This window comes from Lentzea californiensis, from assembly GCF_024648825.1.
Lineage (GTDB): Bacteria > Actinomycetota > Actinomycetes > Mycobacteriales > Pseudonocardiaceae > Lentzea > Lentzea californiensis.
Map to the genome: position 1 here is coordinate 338,980 of NZ_JANBBE010000008.1, position 17,670 is coordinate 356,649.

Here is a 17,670-nt window from a genome sequence, read left to right on the forward strand (position 1 = left end):
CTTTCGTGAAGGAGAAACCGCCTGTCGCGCTAAGCCATCTGGATCACTGGACCGCGTCCGACACGCTCAGCAAGTACTTGATCCTACAACCGGGTGACAAAGGGCGCGACAAAGGGTGGTTCTAAGCCGTTATCGCGCCGACATCAAACATTGACCAGTGATTCAGCTCACCGCCGGACTCGACCCGTTCGAGTGAACTTCGGTGGGCACTTCCCACGCCGAGAAGCGCGTCATCCCCCGCATTGCCAGAGAAGAAGGCAACGCGCGGAAGGCGAGGTTCCGCAATGCCGACGCCATGGGCGATCGAACTCCGATCCCGAACTTCCCCGCCATCCGCGAGCCTTTCCACACGGACTGGGTGCGCGGCCGCCGCAATGCGTCATAGCGCGCGAGATCACCGCCGACCGACGCCAGCGTCACCGCGTCCTCCAGCGCCATGCACGCCCCCTGTCCCAGGTACGGCGTCATCGCGTGTGCGGCGTCGCCCAGCAGCGCCACCCGGCCGCGCACGAACGTGGGCAGCAAGGGCAGTTCGTAGATGTCGTGCCGGATCACGTCCGGGGTCGACGCCAGCAGTTCCGGCAGCGGGTCGTGCCACCCGGCGAACAGCTCCGCCGGGTCCAGGTCGGCCGACGGCGGCGCGACGGCGGCGACGTACCAGCACACCCGGCCGTCGCCCAGCGGCAGGACGCCCGCCTCGGCACCGGGACCGAGTGTCTGCGAGATGGGCAGCTCGTAAGGCCCCGGCGCCACCCCTCGCCACGCCGTGGCCCCCGCGTACACCGGTCCCGGCGCGCCGGGCAGCAGTTCCGCGCGGAGGCGGCTGTTGATGCCGTCCGCCGCCACCACGAGGTCCGCGTCCAGCTCGTCAACGCCGGTCACCTCGACGTTGTTGAAGAGGATCTCGGGCGGCAACGCGCGCAGCAGCACGCCGTGCAGGTCGGCGCGGTGCATCGCGATGACTTTTTCCTGGCCGATGTCGGGCAGGTGCAGGAGCCAGCGCCCGTCCGCTGCCCTGACACCGCCGGACACCCGCGGCGTGCCCAGGCGACGGGCCTCGTCGGCGAGACCCATCCACTCCAGTGCCCGCAGCGCGTTCGGCATCACGCCCACGCCCGCGCCGATCTCACCGAACGCGGCCGCGCGTTCGTGGACGACGACCTCCCAGCCGACACGACGCAACGACACCGCCGCCGCCAGCCCGCCGATGCCGCCACCCACCACGATCGCCTTCATCGCTTCCTCCTCTACAGATGTAGAGGACTCTACATCTGTAGACTACATCTGTAGAGGGAGATTGGGACCACAGTGCGCAGAGACCTCATCACCGACGCCGCGATCCAGCTCGTCGCCGAGCAGGGCATGCGCGGGCTCACCCACCGCGCGGTCGACCGCCGCGCCGGCCTGCCCGAGGGCTCCACCAGCGCGTACTTCCGCACGCGCAAGGCGTTGATCGAGGGGTTCGTCGAGCGGCTCGCGGACCAGGAACAGCGGGACATCACGCCTGATCCGGACGACGTCGCGGGCAGCATCGCGAGGACCATCGACAGCTGGCTCGTCGAGCGGAACAGGACGCTCGCGAGGTACGCGGCGATGCTGGAGGCCACGCACCACCCCGAGCTGAAGTCGATCATGGTCCACTCCCCGCGCGAGCAGGCCACCGCGATCGCGAAGATGCTGGGCCACGAGGATCCCGAACGGGCGGGCGCGCACTTCACGGCGTTCCTGGAGGGCCTGCTCTTCTACCGGCTGGTCGGCGCCGGCAGCACGGTCGGCCCGGCACCGGGCACCGAGGAGAGCGTGCGGGACCTGAAGGCGGCCGTGGAAAAAGCGTTGCGACCGTAAGTACCGTGGGTTTCATGGGATTCGGGTACGGGGTCTTCTACCTCTGATCACGGACGTGTGCCACCGCGCAACACGTCCTGATTTCGCGTACCCAGAAGAGGATCCCCGTGCGTTCGCATGTTCATTTGACGACCCAAGATCTCACCAAGGGCTATGAGGCCGGGCCCGTCATCGACGGCATCTCGCTGACGGTCTCCGCCGGCCAGCGCCTCGGCATCATCGGCGAGAACGGCCGAGGCAAGACCACTCTGCTCCGCCTGCTCGCCGAAGACCTGCTGCCGGACCAGGGAACCGTCTCCCGCCACGGTTCGTTGAGCCTCGTGCAACAGGAGATGCCTTTTCACGAGGGCGAAACGGTGGGGGACCTGCTGTCCGAGGCGCTGCGCGAAAGCCGCGACGCACTGTCCGAACTGGACTGTGCGGCGGAGCCGTTCGACGAGCAGCGTTACACCGAGGCTCTGGCCCACGCCGAGAACATCGAGGCCTGGGACGCGGAGCGCCGCGCAGACATCGCACTGAAGGCACTCGACGCCGACCACGACCGGGCGACACCGCTCGCACACCTCAGCGTGGGACAACGCTATCGGGTCAGGCTCGCGTGCCTGCTCGCCGAACGCGCCGACGTCCTGCTGCTGGACGAGCCGACCAACCACCTCGACTCGGGCGCGCTGGCCTTCCTGACCGAACGCCTGCAACAACACCACGGCGTCGTGGTGCTCGTGAGCCACGACCGCACGTCGCTGGACGAGGTCTGCACCCAGTTGCTCGACCTCGACCCGGCCCCGGACGGCGAGGTGCACCTGCACGGCGGCGGCTACCGGGCGTTCAAGGAGGCCAAACGCGCCGAGCGGCAACGGTGGGAGCAGCGGTTCGCCCAGGAGGAGGCCGAGCACGACGAGCTGACCGGGAAGGTCGAACGCGCCCAGTCCCGCCTGAAGGACGGCTGGCGCCCTCCGAAGGGCACGGGCAAGCACCAGCGCACGACGCGTGCCGCGAACAAGATGCGCAACGTCGCCCGCAGGCTCGAAGAGCTCGGCGACCAGCGCGTCGGCGCTCCTCCGCCCCCGTTGCGCTTCATACCGCCGGAGTTGGAGGCGAGCGGCGACCTGCTGCACGCCACCCCGCTCGAAGTACCGGGAAGGCTGCACCTCACCGAGCCGATCTCGCTCAGCGCGGGCGAGAAGCTGCTGGTCACCGGACCGAACGGGGCGGGCAAGTCGACGTTGCTGGGCGTGCTCGCCGGCCGCGTCACGCCTGCCCGCGGCACGGTGCACCACGTCGGCCGGGTCGCCCTGCTGGCCCAGGAGTCGGCGTTCGAGAACGAGGACTCCACCGCGGTCCAGCTCTGTTCGCGCGTGGAGGACATCGGTCTGCTCAGAGGGAAAGACCTGGTGCGCCCGGTCGGCCGCCTGTCCACTGGTCAACGCAGGCGCCTGGAGCTGGCGATCCTGCTGAGCGGCTCGCCCCACGTCCTGCTGCTCGACGAACCGACCAACCACCTGTCGATCGCACTGGTCGACGAACTGACCGAGGCGCTCGACCAGACCATGGCGGCCGTGGCCGTCGCGACCCACGACCGGCAGATGCGGACAGATTTCGGGTCGTGGCGGTCCGTCACCCTCAATTCACCTTCACGAAGTCATGAAACTTCTGTAGCTTCGAAATAGGTCTTCTGCCGAGCACTGGGAGGTGTGCGAGATGACCGAAATGATCTCCGAAGAACTGATCTCCGACCAACTGCCCACCACGCGCCAGAACCCGTTCGACCCGCCCGCCGAGGTGACCGCCATCCGCGAGCAGGCCCGCATCAGCAGGCTGAAGTTCGCCGACGGTCACCTCGGCTGGCTCGTCACCGGCCACCACGAGGTCCGCGAGATCCTGGGGAGTCCGAAGTTCACGACCAACCCGGCCAAGCACCACCTGCTGGACCTCAGGTTCCAGGGCGAGGTGCCCGAGGAGCGCCGCAAGGTCGAACCGGGCATGTTCCTGAGCCAGGACCCGCCGGACCACACCCGGCTGCGCAAGATGCTGCAGGGCCAGTTCACGGTCCGGCGGATGAACCAGCTGTCCGAGTGGATCGGCACGATCGTCGACGACCAGCTCGCGCACCTGCGGTCGCTGGGCGGCAAGGCCGACCTGGTGAAGGAGTTCGCGCTTCCGGTGCCGTCACTGGTGATCTGCGCGCTCCTGGGCGTCGACTACGACGAGAGGCACAGGTTCCAGGACGACACGACGAAGCTGCTGAGCCTGGACTCGACGTTCGAAGAGGCCATGGCGGCCATGGGACGCATCCAGGAGTTCATGCGCGAGCTGATCGTCCGCAAGAAGGCCGATCCGGGCGACGACATGATCAGCGACCTGCTCGCCACCGGGGAACCGACCGACGAGGAAGCGTCGAACATGGCGCTGCTGCTCCTGCTGGCGGGCCACGAGACCACGGCGAACATGCTGGGCCTCGGCACGTTCACGCTGCTACAGCACCCGGACCAGCTCAAGATCCTGCGTGACGAGCCGGAGGTCGTCGACAACGCCGTCGAGGAGCTGATGCGGTACCTGTCGATCATCCACTTCGGACCGGTGCGCACCGCCACCGAGGACGTGGAGGTCGAGGGCCACCTCATCAAGGCCGGCGACACCGTGCTGATGCACGTGCCGACGGCGAACCGCGACCCGGAGAAGTTCCCCGGCAACCCCGACGAACTGGACCTGCGGCGTCCGGCCGGCGGCCACGTGGCGTTCGGGCACGGCATCCACCAGTGCCTGGGCCAGCAGCTGGCCCGCATCGAGATGCGGATCGGTTTCTCCAAGCTGTTCCAGGAGTTCCCGGACCTCCGCCTCGACGTCGGCCCCGAGGAGGTGCCGCTGCGCACCGACATGGGGATCTACGGGGTCCACTCGCTGCCAGTAGCGTGGTCGGCATGAAGATTTCCGTCGACCAGACGAAGTGCTGCGGTTCGGGGATGTGCGCTCTGACCGATCCGGACCTGTTCGACCAGAGCGACGAGGACGGCACGGTCGTGCTCCTCGAGGAGCACCCGGACGCCGCGCACGAGGCCACCGCGAAGGAAGCGGCGAACCTCTGCCCGGCGGGCGCGATCACGATCAGCTGATCCGCGGCGCGCCGGCGCCAGGCGACACCCGTCGCCTGGCGCCGGCGCACGCACCAAGTCGTGCGGTTTTCAGCCAGAACCAGGGCTGGTGGCGTGGCGCAGCTCGTCGACCTCCGCCTGGAACCCGGCCGCGGTCAGCGTCTCCTCGGCCAGCTGCCAGTGCTCCCGGGCCTCCTCGCCCCGGCCGGACCGCTCCAGGGCGTTGCCCAGCACCCTCAACGACCGCCCGAACTCCGGCGGTGACCCCATCTTCCTGGCCTGTTCCATGGCCAGCGAGGCCAGGCTCAGTGCCTCCTCGGCGGACGAGGCCATCCCGGACCTCAGGCGCCACACCCAGATGCGGCCCTGCCGGTCGTCGTGCTCCTCGAAGAACTCCCAGGCCTGCCGCAGCTGTTCCTCGGCCAGAAAGTCCTGCCCCGACCGCACCAGCGTGTCCGCCAGGAACAACCGGACGTTGGCCGCCAGGTCCGGATCGCCGAGCTTCTGCGCGGCGGCCAGCGAGGCCCGCAGGAACGCGGCGGACTCGGCCAGCTCGCCGGTGAACTGGTGCAGCCGCCCCAGCTCGAGGGTCGCCATCAGCTCGCTCTGCTCGTCCCCCAGCTGCCCGGCGACGCGCCTGGCGCGTTCCAGGTACTCCTGGGCGGCGGCCAGCCCGCCGGCCCTGCGCTCGATGGCGCCCAGCGAACACAGCACCTCGATCTCGCCGTGCGGGTTGCTGGAGGCCACGAACCGGGTCATGGCCTCGCGATGCGCCGCACGGGCCTCCGCGGACCGCCCGCTCCACTCGTGCATCCACCCCATGCCGTACCAGGCGTAGGCCTCGCCCCACACGTCACCGGCGGCGGCGAACCCTTCCTGCGCGGCCTGGAAGTCCGCGGACGCGGCGCCGTAGTCGTGCAGCCGGGCCCGCAGGATCCCGCGCTGCTGGAACAACATCGGCCGGCGTGCGGCGGGCGCGCAGGAGAGCCCCAGCGCGTTGATCTGCTCCCAGTCGTCGAACCGGGCCCGCAGGTCGCAGAACGCGGCCGACCGGATCGCCAGCTCGGCGGCCAGCGACCCGAGGCCCAGCGCCGCGGCCTGGGTGATCACGGCGTGGACGTTCAGCCATTCCGCGTCGAACCAGTCGGCCGGGTCCCCGAGGTCGAACCGTTCCAGCGCAAGGGGTTCCAGCCGGACGCCCTGGTGCGGCAGCTCCACGTCGGCCCGCATCGCCAGGTCGAGCCACTGCTCGAACAACGCCTTCAGGGCAACGGCCGGGTCCTCGGAGGCGGCCTCACGGCCGAAGGCGCGCAACAGGTCGTGCAGCCGATAACGCACCTGCCCCACCGCGTCGCGGCCCGCGTAGTCGACCAGCCGGGCGTCGACCAGCGCCTCGACGTGGTCCTCCGCGTCGTCGAGGTCCAGCCCCAGCAACGGAGACGCCACCCATGCCGGGAAGTCCGGTGTGTCGACCAGCGACAGCAGGCGGAACGCGGTCCGGTGCGACTCGCCCAGACCGTCGTAGGACAGCGCGAGCGACGCCCGCACGTCGAGGTCGCCCAGCGACAGCTCGTCGAACCGGCGGCGTTCGTCGGACAGCCGGCCGGCGAGCTTCGCGAGCTGCCAGTGCGGGCGCGCGACCAGCCGGGCCGCCGCCACCCGCAACGCCAGCGGCAGCTTGCCGCAGTAGTTGACGATCTCCTGCGCCGCAACGGGTTCGGCGGCGCAGCGAGCCTCACCGACAGCGGCCCGCAGCAACGCCAGCGCATCGGTGGAGGGCAGCACGTCCAACGGCACGACGTGCGCGGCCTCCAGGCCGGCCAGCGCCGCCCGGGAGGTGACCAGCGCGGCACCGGAGGTGGTTCCCGGCAGCAACGGCCGCACCTGGGCCTCGTTGACGGCGTTGTCCAGCACGACCAGGATCCGCCGGTCCGACAACAGGTCCCGGTACAGGTCGACCCGGTCCTCCACGGAGGACGGGATCGCACTACCCGAAACACCGAGTCCGCGCAGCAACCGGTCCAGCGCCGCGGCGGGTTCGACGGGTCTCTGCTCACCGCCGCGCAGGTTCAGGTACAGCTGCCCGTCCGGGAACGTGTCCCGGACGGCGTGGGCGCAGTGCACGGCCAGCGAGGTCTTGCCGACGCCACCGGGTCCGGTGATCGTCCACGTGCCACCGGCGCGCAGTCCGGCCGTCAGGCGGGCCACCTCGTCGGAGCGCCCGGAGAAGTCGCCGACCGCGGGCGGCAGCCACGACGGTCCGGCCTGGACGGCGACCGGCGCCGAGGAACCCGCCAGCACCTCCATGTGCAGCGCGCGCAGTTCGGCGTTCGGGTCGATGCCGAGCTCGTCGGCGAGCACGTCGCTGGCCCGCCGGTAGACGTCCAGCGCCTGCGCCTGCTGGCCGGTGCGGTGCAGGGCGAGCATCAGCTGGTACCAGAAGCGTTCGCGCAGCGGGTGTTCCGCGACGAGCGAGCGCAGTTCGTCGACGACCTGGTCGTGCCGGCCCAGTTGCAGCTCGGCGTCGTTGCGGCGTTCCAGCACCTCCCAGCGCTGCTCGTTGAGCCGCTGCACGTCGGTCTGTTCCATCCGCAGCGACGACACCTGGTCCAGGGCGGGGCCGCGCCACAACGCCGCGGCCTCACCGAGCAGGCGCGCCTCGGTCTCCAGGTCGGGCGCGCGGCGGGCCTCGGCGCGCAGCCGCTGGAACGTCAGCAGGTCGAGCTGGTCGTCCTCGACGTGGATCGAGTAGCCGGTGGGCCAGGTGCGGACGAGTTTGCGGTCCGCCAGGTCGTCCAGCGACTGCCGCAACCGCATGACGTACGTCTGCAGGGTCGCGCGCGCCGCACCGGACGGTTCTTCGCCCCAGAGGTGTTCCATCAGCTCGTAGGACGAGACCGGCGCGTTCGCCTTCATCAGCAACGCGGCGAGCAGGACGCGCTGCTTGGCCGAACGCAGCTCCACGACCCGGCCCGAGTCGATGACCTGCAACGATCCAAGAACCCCGAACCCCCACCGCCGTTGCATGAGCCGATCCTAACCAGCCGGTAACCCGAGGTGTCAGCGAAATGTCAGCGGGCCGCGTGATGCTTCTCGCCCATGAGCAGGACAACCCTCGCCGCCGCCGCGGCGTTGTGCACCACCACGCTCAACGACCGCACCTCGGCCTGCGTGGAGTGGAACTCCGGCGCGACGACCTACCTGGTCCGCACCGGCACTCGCTGCTGAGGCACCAGGCTGGAGCGGCGTCTTGGCCCCCCAGCGGGGCGTCGCTCCTCTACAGACGGTGTCACCGGGGCCCGAAGCCCAAACCTCTCCTCGGGTTCCGGTGACATCTTCCAGTTCAGGCCGCGCCTCGCGACGCCGTCATGAACTTCCCCAGGCTCGACGCCAGGTCGTCCGCGGCCTCGTTGCCCCGCAACCGTTCCGCCTCCTGCTTCAACGGCCGCATGCGGTCCCGCGTGCGGGCCGAGCGGATCGAGCCGGACAGTGCGATCGCCTGCTCCCCGATCTCCCGCGCCTGTTCGGCCTCGTTCTGCACCAGGTAGTTCATCGCGAGCGCGGCCAGCCGGAACGACTGGCTGCGCGACGCCTCCGCTCCCCCGGAGGAGATCGCCCTGGTGAGCAACGGGATCGCCGACCGCGCGTACTTCACGTCGCAGGTGCGTGCGAGCTCGGTGTGCACCATGCCGCCGATCGACACCAGGTCGGCCAGGTCGAAGAACCGCGCCCACGGCGGTGCGTCCTCGGCCTCGGACCGGTGGAACTCGTCCTCGGCGCGCGCGAACTGGCGCAGCGCCTGCCTTTCCGCACCCATCTTCGCGAACGCCCACGCCTCGTTGGCGTGCAGGATCGACACGGCCAGCGTGGACCCGCTGGCCTGCGCGATGGGCAGACCCCGCTGGAACGACGACAACGCGTCCTCGGCCAGCTCGTAGTGCAGGTGCACCCGCCCCATCCGGTAGTGGATGTTCGCTTCCAACGCGCTGTTGCCCGACGCACGCGCGAGGCCCATCGCGCGGCCGAAGTGCAGGTGCGCCGATTCGAGCAGGCCCATGTCGAACGACGCCCAGCCGGCCAGGTTGTGCAGGTCCGCGATGGCCACCTGGAGCCGGTGCAGGACCTGTCCGGACGAGCTGGTGTCGATCAGCGGGTTCGCCCAGTTCAGCAACGCGACGCAGGCGTCACGGCAGGAACCGCCGCCGTATTCGTGGTCGAGCGCCCGCAACGCACTCGTCAAGGTTTCGACATGCCGCACGTCGGTCTTGTCCACACGATCTGGAAACGCCTCGTCGTTCACCATAGGTCGGCCCTCCTGACGTGCGCAGCGCACCCCTTTCGGGGATACCCGTTGCACACCGCCGGTACTCACCCGCGCCGACGACACCATCCCGCTGTCAGGCCTGGTCGGGAAGGGTCTTTCGACTCTCCCGGGCACGCCGGCACGACCGCCACAACGCCGTGGTGGTCGCGCCTACGATCTCGGACGGCCGTGGTGAACGGAAAGGGGCCAACGAGGTGTCAGCGCACGGGAACTGAATCCATCTCCCGTGACGACTGCTCACCGGAACGGCCGATCAGGTCACTCTTCCAGGGTCACCACCTGGGCCGGGCACCTGTCCACCGCGTCACGAACGCCCGGCAGGAGTTCGGCGGAAGGCTCGGCGACCAGCACGATGCCGTGCCCGTCGTCGTCCGACTGGTCGAAGACGTCCGGTGCGGCGAGCACGCACTGGCCCGATCCGATGCACCCCGTCTGGTTTATCCGGACCGTCACGTCACCACACCACCGGGATCTCGGCGGCGCCGTAGGTGATCATGTCGTTGCGGTAGCTCATCTCCGTGACGGGCACGGCGGGACGCAGGTTCGGGAACCGCTCGAACAGCGTCCGCAGGCCGATCTGCAGCTCCGCACGGGCCAGGTTCGCGCCGAGGCACTGGTGCGGCCCGAACCCGAAGCCCAGGTGTGACACCGCGTCGCGTTCCAGGTCCAGCTGCTCGGCCCCAGGGCAGAGCGCCTCGTCCAGGTTCGCCATGAGCGACAGGCTCACCCAGTCGCCCGCCTTGATCAGCACACCGTCGACCTCGACGTCCTCGGTCGCCCTGCGGGTGAGTCCCGGTCCGCCGAGCGAGCCGACCGTGTACCGCATCAGCTCCTCGACCACGACGTCCGCACGGCTCGGGTCGCGCCGCAGGACCTCCAGCTGGTCGGGCTTCTCGAACAGGTGCAACGTGAAGAGGCCGAGAAAGTTCGACGTGGTCTCGTGCCCGGCGGCGAGCAGCCCGATGCAGAGGAAGATCAGCTCTTCCATGCTGAAGTCGGTGTCGTTGGCCATCAGGCCGATCATGTCGTCGTTCGTGCCCGCGGCCCGCTTCTCCTCGACGATCGGCGTGAGCACCTCCGCGAGCTTGGTCGCGTGCGCGAGGTACTCGTCCTTCGAACCGTTCTTGCCGAAGAGGTCGCCGGCCGTGACCTGGAACAGCTCCTGGTGCTCCGGCGGCACGCCCAGCAGCTCGGCGATCACCAGCGACGGCAGCGGCAGGCACAGCGAGGCGACCAGGTCGGCGGGAGCGCCCTCGGCCTCCATCACGTCGAGGTGCTCGTCGACGATCTGCTGGATGCGCGGCCGCAGTTCGTTCATGCGCTTGACCATGAAGCCGCGCGAGAGAGGACGCCGCAACCGCATGTGCTCGGCGCCGTCGATGCCGTTGATGTTGCCGGGCTGGTCGGGGTCGAGCACCTCGTCGCCGTCGTCGGTGCGCATCTCCGGCTGTCCGCCCTTGCGGGTGCTGAACCGCGAGTCGGAGAGCACCTGCCGGACCCCGGCGTAACTGGACACCATCCAGGCCTCGACACCGTTGGGCCAGATCATCTTGACCGGCCCGCCGGCGACGGCCTCGGCGAAGCCGGCCGGTGGGTGGAGCGGGTGGTCGCGTTCGTGGTGGACCGGGCAGACAGCAGCTTCAGTCACGGGAGTTCCCCTCAACAGAACAAAACTGTTCTTTTGACTTCCATGACCGAACGTAGCGAAGAAACTACGCTTTGACGAGTTATTTGGCCCTAAAGGTCCCGATCAGCGGTCTCAACAGGCCGTCGACGATGCCCTCGATCACGCCCTGCTCCTCGGACCTGAGCACGAAGGTCGAGATCAGCGCGGTGATGAGGACGTCGGCGTCGAGCCGCTCCGGCAGTTCGCCGCGCGCCTTCGCCCGGTCCACGGCGACCCGCAGGTGCTCCGTGTAGGCGCGGTCGACGTGCTCCTCCCGCAGGCACGCGAGGTCGGCGTCCTGACGACTGCCCTCGAGCAACCCGAGGAAGATCCCGGCGGTGTCGAACGGCATCGGCTCGCCCCACGCCAGCAGGATCTGGCGGACGTCCTCGGCGAACGTGCCCTCGTCCGGCTGGGCCAGTTCGGGCAGGTTCGCCTTCAGGGCGTCCGTGATCAGCCGCGCCTTGGACGGCCAGCGCTGGTAGAGGCTCGCCTTGCTGGCACGCGCCCGGCCGGCGACGAGGTCCATGTTGAACCGCGCGTAGCCGACCTCGGCCAGCACACCGAGCACGGCGGCGAAGACCTCCTGCTGACGCTCCGGCGCGTCCAAAGGCGTGCGGCCCAACCGATCTCCATTTTTGGCCGCTGCTCCGCAGACGGCGGCGAGTTCGCCTTCGAGTCGGCCATCCGGCCTCCGCTTCGGCCCGAATCGCCTGCGGCGGTTGACCCGAAGAGGAAACCGTACGACCGACGCGAACTCGCGTTCGGCATTGCTCAGGTGACGTGCACACTACCGCCGGGCGCGTCCATGAGCCGACCGGTGCGCCGCACCGACATCCAGCGCAGCTGCGTGCCGTGCAGCGCCGTGATCAACGACTGGATGACCACGACGTACATCAGCTGCCGATAGACCAGCTGCTGCAACGGATAGGCCCACAACGGCCTGAGCGACTCGCCGTCGAGCCGCAGCGCGTAGCCGGCGCTCGCCGTCTGGATCAGCAGGAACACCGTCCACACGATCAACCCGAGCGGCGCGTCCGCGACGAGGAACCCGTACAGCACGAAGAGGTCCATCACCGGTGCGAGCAGTGGCAGCAGCAGGTGGAACGCCAACAGGTAGAGGAGCCCGAACCGGCCCATCGGCCCGTTCTCCACCAACGCGCCACGGTGCTTCCACATCGCCTGAAAAGTGCCGTACGACCAGCGATAGCGCTGCCGGAACAGGCCGTGGACGCTTGCCGGTGCCTCCGTCCACGCCTTGGCCTCCGGACGGTAGGCGACCCGCCAGCCCGCGCGCGTGACGGCCATCGTGAGGTCGGTGTCCTCGGCCATCGTGTCGTCGCTGACGCCGCCGACGTCGGTGAGCGCGGCCCTGCGGAACGCCCCGACCGCCCCCGGCACCGTCGGGATGCAGCGCAGCGCGTGCAGGATCTGGCGGTCCAGGTTGGAGCCCGCGCAGTACTCCAGGTGCTGCCAGCGCCCGAGCAGGCCCTGCCGGTTGCCGACCTTGGCGTTGCCGGAGACCGCGCCGACCCCGGTGTCCGCGAACGGCTGCACGAGCTGGCCGATCGTGTCCGGCTCGAAGATCGTGTCGCCGTCCACCAGCACCAGCACGTCGTGCGCCGCCTCGCGGACACCCGCGTTCAACGCCGCCGGCTTGCCCTGGTTGGCCTGCCGGATCACGGTGACGCCGGGCAGGTCCAGCTCCTCAGCGACGTCCGCGGTGCCGTCGGTCGAGCCGTCGTCCACGACGATCACCTCGACGTCGGCGACGTGGTTGTTCGCGGCGATGGACCTGACCGTGGCGGCGATGTTGAGCGCCTCGTTGTACGCGGGGACGACCACCGAGACCGGCGGCGCGAACCACGGCGGCGGCTCGTTCTCGCGCCGCAGCCGGCGGTCGGTGTGCGCGAGGCCCAGCTGCATCAGGGTGCGCAGCAGGCCGAGCAGCGCGGCGATCGCGATGGCCGTGCCGAACAGCACGAGCACGACGCCGCCGTTGCGCTGGGACCACGTGGTGACCGCGCCGGTGAACCGTTCGCGCGTGGAGGCCTTTTCCGGTGGTTCGTCGCTGACGAGCACGAACCGGTAGCCGGGCTGCTTCGCGAGCTCCCTGGCGATGTCACCGCCGATGCTGCCGTCGTCGTGCAGCCGGACGACGCCTCCACGCTGCGCCAGCGACATCCGCACCAGCGTGCCGATGTCCTGGTACTCGCGGTCACCGCTGTCGACCTCGGCCGGAGCGCCCACCAGTCGCGTGTGGACACCCAGCGCGTCGGCGAGCGCGGCCTGCGCGAAGGCGAGGTCCAGCGGGTCGACGTGGTCGCCCTCGGCGCGGAAACCGTCGATGCCGATCCGGTGCCCCTCGGCGACGATCCGGCGCGCGACGTCCGGATGCCGGGTGACCTGGGCGCCGGTGACGAAGAAGGTCGCCTTGATGCCCGCGGCGCCGAGCCTCTCCAGGGTCCGCGGCGTCCACTTCGGGTCCGGGCCGCCGTGGAACGCCAGCGCGAGCGTGCCGTCCGGCAGTTCCCGGTGCCCGCCCGCGACCGGGACGGGCTCGGGCCTGATCGCGGCGTAGGCGTGGAACGACACCACGCACATCAGGACCAGCAGCCCGAGCAGGATGGAGATCCAGTGCAACCGCGGTGTGCGCCTCACCACGCTCCCAGCAGCGTGCCGCCCACCACGGCGGCGAACACGATCAGTCCACTCGCGACGGTCCAGCTGACCAGTCTCGCCGCTACCCGTCTACCGCCGGTTCTGTCGACGAAGACCTGCATTTCCTCTTCCCCCCAGTGATGATGCGGACGACCGCGACCAGCACGGCCACGCCGACCGCCGCCGCCATCCACGGAAACCCGTTCACGAGCAACGGGACCGCGTCAGCGGCGAACTCCTTGCTGCTTGCCCACTGCGCGTACCTCTTCGACTGCCGTTCCCAGGCCGCGTTGCCCACCGCGACGACGACGAACACGAGAGGTGGCGCCGGTGCCACCGTCCACAACCCCACCCGGCGAACCAGTGCCGAGGCCACGAGGGTGCCACCCACCAGCCACACGCCGAACGCCCAGCCGAAGTCGCCCCCGTCCACCCAGACCCCCGTCTGCGTGAACACCGCCAGCATCGCGAGCGCGGCGAGAGTGGGCAGTTGAACCCCCATGAACACCTAGAATAGTTCAGGGGGTGTCCTGTTCATGCAATCACGTGTCGGCTATCACCGCACGGTCTTCCTCGTCCTCACGCGCATCGCGTGGGCGGCCCTGAGCGCGGTCGTCCTCGCCGCCTCCGCGTTCGCCTGGACCACCGTGTCCACCATCTCGGCGGGGGTCGAGCGGTCCTACGCGATCCCGGACGACGCGCCGCGCTCGGAGTCCGGCCGCAACATCCTGATCATGGGCCTGACGACCAGGCTGGACCTGCACGGCGAACCGCTGCCGGACGACGTGCTGCGGCGCATGCAGGCGGGCGAGAGCGACCGGGGCGGCTACAACGCGAACACGCTGATCCTGTTGCACATCCCCGTTTCCGGACCGGCCGTGGCGATGTCCGTGCCCAGGGACAACCTCGTCCCGCTGTCGTCGGGCGGCGAGGGCAAGATCAAGGAGGCCTACGGGCGCGCCAAGATCGTCGAGGAGGACCGGCTGCGCGCGGCCGGTACGCACGACAAGCGGGAACTGGAACGCGCCGGGCGGGAGGCCGGGCGCAGGGCCCAGGTGCGGACGGTGTCGTCGTTCCTCAACCAGCCGATCGACCACCTCGTGGAAATTTCGCTGATCGGGTTCTTCCACATCGCCGAGGGGCTCGGCGGCGTGGACGTGTGCCTGCGCAACGCGACGAAGGACCCGTTGTCCGGCGCGGACTTCCCGGCCGGTCCGCAGCACCTCGACGCGGGCCAGGCGCTGTCGTTCGTGCGGCAGCGGCACGGGCTGCCCGACGGCGACATCGGCCGGACCAGGCGGCAGCAGGCGTTCCTGTCCGCCGTGACCAAGCGGCTCAAGGGCGCGGACGTGGGCGCGGTGCAGGCCATGATCGACATGGCCAAGCAGGACGTCGTGCTGGACGCGCGGTTCGACCTGGTCGAGTTCGCCCGCGACATCCCTGCCGAGGTGCGGTTCGACACGCTGCCGATCGAGGGCGGCGCGCACCTGGGCGGGCTCGACGTGAACAGGGTGGACCAGGCCAAGGTGCGGGCGAAGGTGACCGAACTGGCCAAGGCGCCGCCCCCGCCGCCACCCGGCGACGGCGTTCCCTGCATCGACTAAGCACCTCACACCCGGTTGATGAGGGGAGCTTTCATAAACCTGAGGTTTATGAAAGCTCCCCTCATCAACCGCAGGTTCCCGCCGTTTCGAACAAGAGTTGTGGCCAGGCGCTTAGACGCGGCGTTCGGTGACCCAGGTGGCGATCTGCGCGCGTGAGCTGAAGCCGAGCTTCTGCAGGATCCGCTCCACGTGCCCCTCCGCGGTCCGCCGCGCGATCACCAGCCTGGCCGCGATCTCCTTGTTCGACATGCCACCGGCGATGAGGTCGGCGACCTGCTGCTCACGCCGGGTCAGCGGGGTGAGGGTCAGGACCGGCACCGGGTCCTGCGCCTGTTCCTCGCCGATCGCGAACGCGATGGCGTCGTCCAGCTCGAGGTCCATGCCCTTGCGGAACACCGCCCGGAACTCCTGCTCGCCGAGCGTGGAGACCGTCGCGGACTCGCAGTCGCCGTGCGGCGTGCCGAAGTAGCGCGACCCGAACATGGGGTAGCCCACCGACTGCCAGATCTCGTTGGTGGCGCCCAGCAGCGTGGCCGCGCGCTCCGCGTCGCCCTGCGAGGCGGAGATCCAGGCCAGCAGCTCGATCGCGAGCACGATGCCCAGCAGGTCGTGGAACGAGCGCTTGATCCGCAGGCACTCGCGGCCGAGCAGGTCGGCGCGGGCCAGGTCGCCGCTGACCCACGCGCACAACGCCAGCACCCAGATCGCGTAGGCCTGCGCCCACAGCTCGCCGTGCTCCTCGCCGACGGCCTTGGCCTCGACGCAGAGCCGTTCGGCGGAGGCGAAGTCGCGCCGGAACGTCGCCGAGATCGCGAGCTCGATGCCGGCGAGCATGGTGTGGCTGTTGACCGTGCCCTGGCTCCGGTACAGGCGCATGGCCTCCTGGAACCCGCTGTCCGCGAGGTCCAGGTCGTCGGCCACCAGGTGCGTGCAGGCGATGCGGTGGGTCGCGTAGGCGAGCGCGGAGCCGTCGCCGGACTCGACGGCGTATTCGCGGCACTCGTCCAGCATCCGCACCGACGCCGACAGGTCGCCCTGCAACGTCGAGACGTAGCCGTTGACCCACAGCGCCTTGGCGCGCAGCGGGCCCGGTTTCGCGCTCGCGACGGCGCGGTCGAGCCAGTGGCGGCCCTCGCCGAGCATGCCGCAGCCCGCCCAGTAGAACCACAGCGTGCTGGCCAGGTGCACGCAGTGCTCGCCGCCGTGGTCGAAGCAGAAGTCCAGGGCGGACCGCAGATTCCCCTGTTCCAGGCGGGTGCGCGTGAAGATCTGCGGCTGGGCCGGCCCGAACCACTCCTCTTCGCGGCGCTCGGCCCACTCGATGAAGTGGTCGCGGTGCCGTTCGCGCATCACCTGTTCGCGACCGGCGTCGCGCAGCTTCCCCAGACCGTACTGGCGCAACGGCTCCAGCAGCCGGAAGCGGGTGCCGGACGGGTGCTGCTCGGCCACCACGACGGACTTGTCGACCAGGCCCATCAGCGCGTGCATGACCTCCTCGCGAGGGACGCTGTCGCCGGAGCAGACGCGTTCCGCGGCCTCCAGGTCGAACGTGCCGGAGAACACCGACGCCCGCGCCCACAGGATCTGCTCGGACCGCGTGCACAGGTGGAAGCTCCAGTCCACCGCGGCGTGCAACGTCTGGTGGCGCGGGTCGCCGCCGCGCTTGCCGTCCGAGAGCACCCGGAAGGTGTTGTCCAATCTGGACGACAAGTGGTCGAGGCCCAACACGCGCAGGCGCACCGCGGCCAGTTCGATGGCCAGCGGGATTCCACCGAGCAGCGCGCAGATCTGGCTGACCTGCCCGTGGTTGCGCGCGTCGAGGACGAATCCGGGGTCGACGGCGGCGGCCCGTTCGGCGAACAACGCCAGCGCCGGGTCCTGCGCCAGGGGCGTGACCTGCCAGAGGTGTTCGCCGTCGACGCCCAGGCGTTCGCGGCTGGTGACGAGCACGCGCAGGCCGGGAACCCCGCGCAGCAGCGCGTCCACGAGGTCCGCGGTCGCCCCGATGACGTGCTCGCAGTTGTCCAGGACCATCAGCATCTGCCGGTCGCGCAGGTGTTCCACCAGGACGGTGCGGTGCATGCGGACCGTGTCGTCGTGGATGCCGAGCTGTTCCAGAACCGTGTGCACGACCAGTTCCGGGTCGGTGACGACGCCCAGGTCGACGAACCACACCCCGTCGCGGAACGCCCTGCTCGTCTCGGCGGCAGCACGCAACGCCAGCCTCGTCTTGCCGACGCCACCGACACCCGTCAGAGTGACGAGGCGCGACTCGGACAGCAGCCTCCTCACCTCGGCGACATCGTGCTTGCGGCCGACGAAAGTAGTTGTGTCAGCAGGCAAATTGCCTTTGCGACCTGGGTACAGCGAACCGCCCACAGCCGCACCCTAGGTCTGCTCGATCTCCCGCTGCAATGCGGTCCCCCGGAGGTACCAACGCTGAAACACGGGTAGTTACCCCCTAGGGCGCATCCGGTCACC

15 protein-coding genes are annotated in these 17,670 nt (G+C 69.7%); 6 read left to right on the forward strand and 9 right to left on the reverse strand.

Annotated elements, in window-relative coordinates; translation table 11 throughout:
• Positions 1-162 precede the first annotated feature (162 nt).
• On the reverse strand, positions 163-1,236 hold the full coding sequence (locus tag LX88_RS28465) for an FAD-dependent monooxygenase (protein ID WP_258950835.1): 1,074 nt from the start codon (positions 1,234-1,236) through the stop codon (positions 163-165).
• Between the two features lie 72 nt (positions 1,237-1,308).
• Here LX88_RS28465 and LX88_RS28470 point away from each other — a divergent pair, with 72 nt between their 5' ends.
• The 4 genes from LX88_RS28470 to LX88_RS28485 all read left to right on the forward strand — a co-directional run bounded on the left by LX88_RS28470 (position 1,309) and on the right by LX88_RS28485 (position 4,955).
• Entirely contained in the window at positions 1,309-1,845 is a 537-nt protein-coding gene (locus LX88_RS28470) for a TetR/AcrR family transcriptional regulator (RefSeq protein ID WP_258950836.1), read from the forward strand.
• 125 nt (positions 1,846-1,970) lie between these two features.
• Positions 1,971-3,512 carry an ATP-binding cassette domain-containing protein gene (locus LX88_RS28475; protein ID WP_258950837.1) on the forward strand — a complete coding sequence of 514 codons (1,542 nt, stop codon included), beginning with the start codon at positions 1,971-1,973 and terminating at the stop codon, positions 3,510-3,512.
• Positions 3,513-3,543: 31 nt separating this feature from the next.
• Positions 3,544-4,767, forward strand: a complete 1,224-nt coding sequence (locus tag LX88_RS28480; protein ID WP_258950838.1) for a cytochrome P450 — start codon at positions 3,544-3,546, stop codon at positions 4,765-4,767.
• Positions 4,764-4,955: a ferredoxin gene (locus tag LX88_RS28485; protein WP_090071047.1), complete on the forward strand. Its 192-nt coding sequence runs from the start codon at positions 4,764-4,766 to the stop codon at positions 4,953-4,955. Before LX88_RS28480 ends, LX88_RS28485 begins: the two co-directional genes overlap by 4 nt.
• A gap of 69 nt (positions 4,956-5,024) precedes the next feature.
• Here LX88_RS28485 and LX88_RS28490 read toward each other — a convergent pair whose 3' ends face one another.
• A complete protein-coding gene (locus tag LX88_RS28490) occupies positions 5,025-7,961 on the reverse strand; it encodes an AfsR/SARP family transcriptional regulator (RefSeq protein WP_258950839.1) in 2,937 nt (978 codons plus the stop codon).
• A 72-nt stretch (positions 7,962-8,033) separates the two neighbouring features.
• On the opposite strand from LX88_RS28490, the gene LX88_RS28495 reads away from it, so the two are divergent.
• Positions 8,034-8,162, forward strand: a complete 129-nt coding sequence (locus LX88_RS28495; RefSeq protein WP_258950840.1) for a hypothetical protein — start codon at positions 8,034-8,036, stop codon at positions 8,160-8,162.
• Between the two features lie 115 nt (positions 8,163-8,277).
• Here the strand turns inward: LX88_RS28495 and LX88_RS28500 are convergent, their stop codons facing one another.
• The 6 genes from LX88_RS28500 to LX88_RS28525 all read right to left on the reverse strand — a co-directional run bounded on the left by LX88_RS28500 (position 8,278) and on the right by LX88_RS28525 (position 14,087).
• The gene (locus LX88_RS28500; RefSeq protein ID WP_258950841.1) at positions 8,278-9,237 is read right to left on the reverse strand and encodes an NsdA family TPR-like regulatory protein; all 960 of its coding nucleotides are present in this window, start codon (positions 9,235-9,237) and stop codon (positions 8,278-8,280) included.
• A gap of 279 nt (positions 9,238-9,516) precedes the next feature.
• Positions 9,517-9,711, reverse strand: a complete 195-nt coding sequence (locus LX88_RS28505; RefSeq protein WP_258950842.1) for a ferredoxin — start codon at positions 9,709-9,711, stop codon at positions 9,517-9,519.
• Position 9,712: 1 nt separating this feature from the next.
• Entirely contained in the window at positions 9,713-10,906 is a 1,194-nt protein-coding gene (locus LX88_RS28510) for a cytochrome P450 (protein WP_258950843.1), read from the reverse strand.
• A gap of 79 nt (positions 10,907-10,985) precedes the next feature.
• The gene (locus LX88_RS28515; RefSeq protein WP_258950844.1) at positions 10,986-11,549 is read right to left on the reverse strand and encodes a TetR/AcrR family transcriptional regulator; all 564 of its coding nucleotides are present in this window, start codon (positions 11,547-11,549) and stop codon (positions 10,986-10,988) included.
• Between the two features lie 149 nt (positions 11,550-11,698).
• A complete protein-coding gene (locus tag LX88_RS28520) occupies positions 11,699-13,585 on the reverse strand; it encodes a glycosyltransferase (RefSeq protein ID WP_258950845.1) in 1,887 nt (628 codons plus the stop codon).
• Between the two features lie 82 nt (positions 13,586-13,667).
• Positions 13,668-14,087, reverse strand: a complete 420-nt coding sequence (locus tag LX88_RS28525; RefSeq protein ID WP_258950846.1) for a DUF6542 domain-containing protein — start codon at positions 14,085-14,087, stop codon at positions 13,668-13,670.
• Between the two features lie 34 nt (positions 14,088-14,121).
• On the opposite strand from LX88_RS28525, the gene LX88_RS28530 reads away from it, so the two are divergent.
• Entirely contained in the window at positions 14,122-15,189 is a 1,068-nt protein-coding gene (locus tag LX88_RS28530) for an LCP family protein (protein ID WP_258950847.1), read from the forward strand.
• A 111-nt stretch (positions 15,190-15,300) separates the two neighbouring features.
• On the opposite strand, the gene LX88_RS28535 is transcribed toward LX88_RS28530, so the two are convergent.
• Complete coding sequence (locus LX88_RS28535; protein WP_258950848.1) at positions 15,301-17,481, reverse strand: ATP-binding protein; 2,181 nt, start codon at positions 17,479-17,481, stop codon at positions 15,301-15,303.
• Positions 17,482-17,670: the final 189 nt, after the last annotated feature.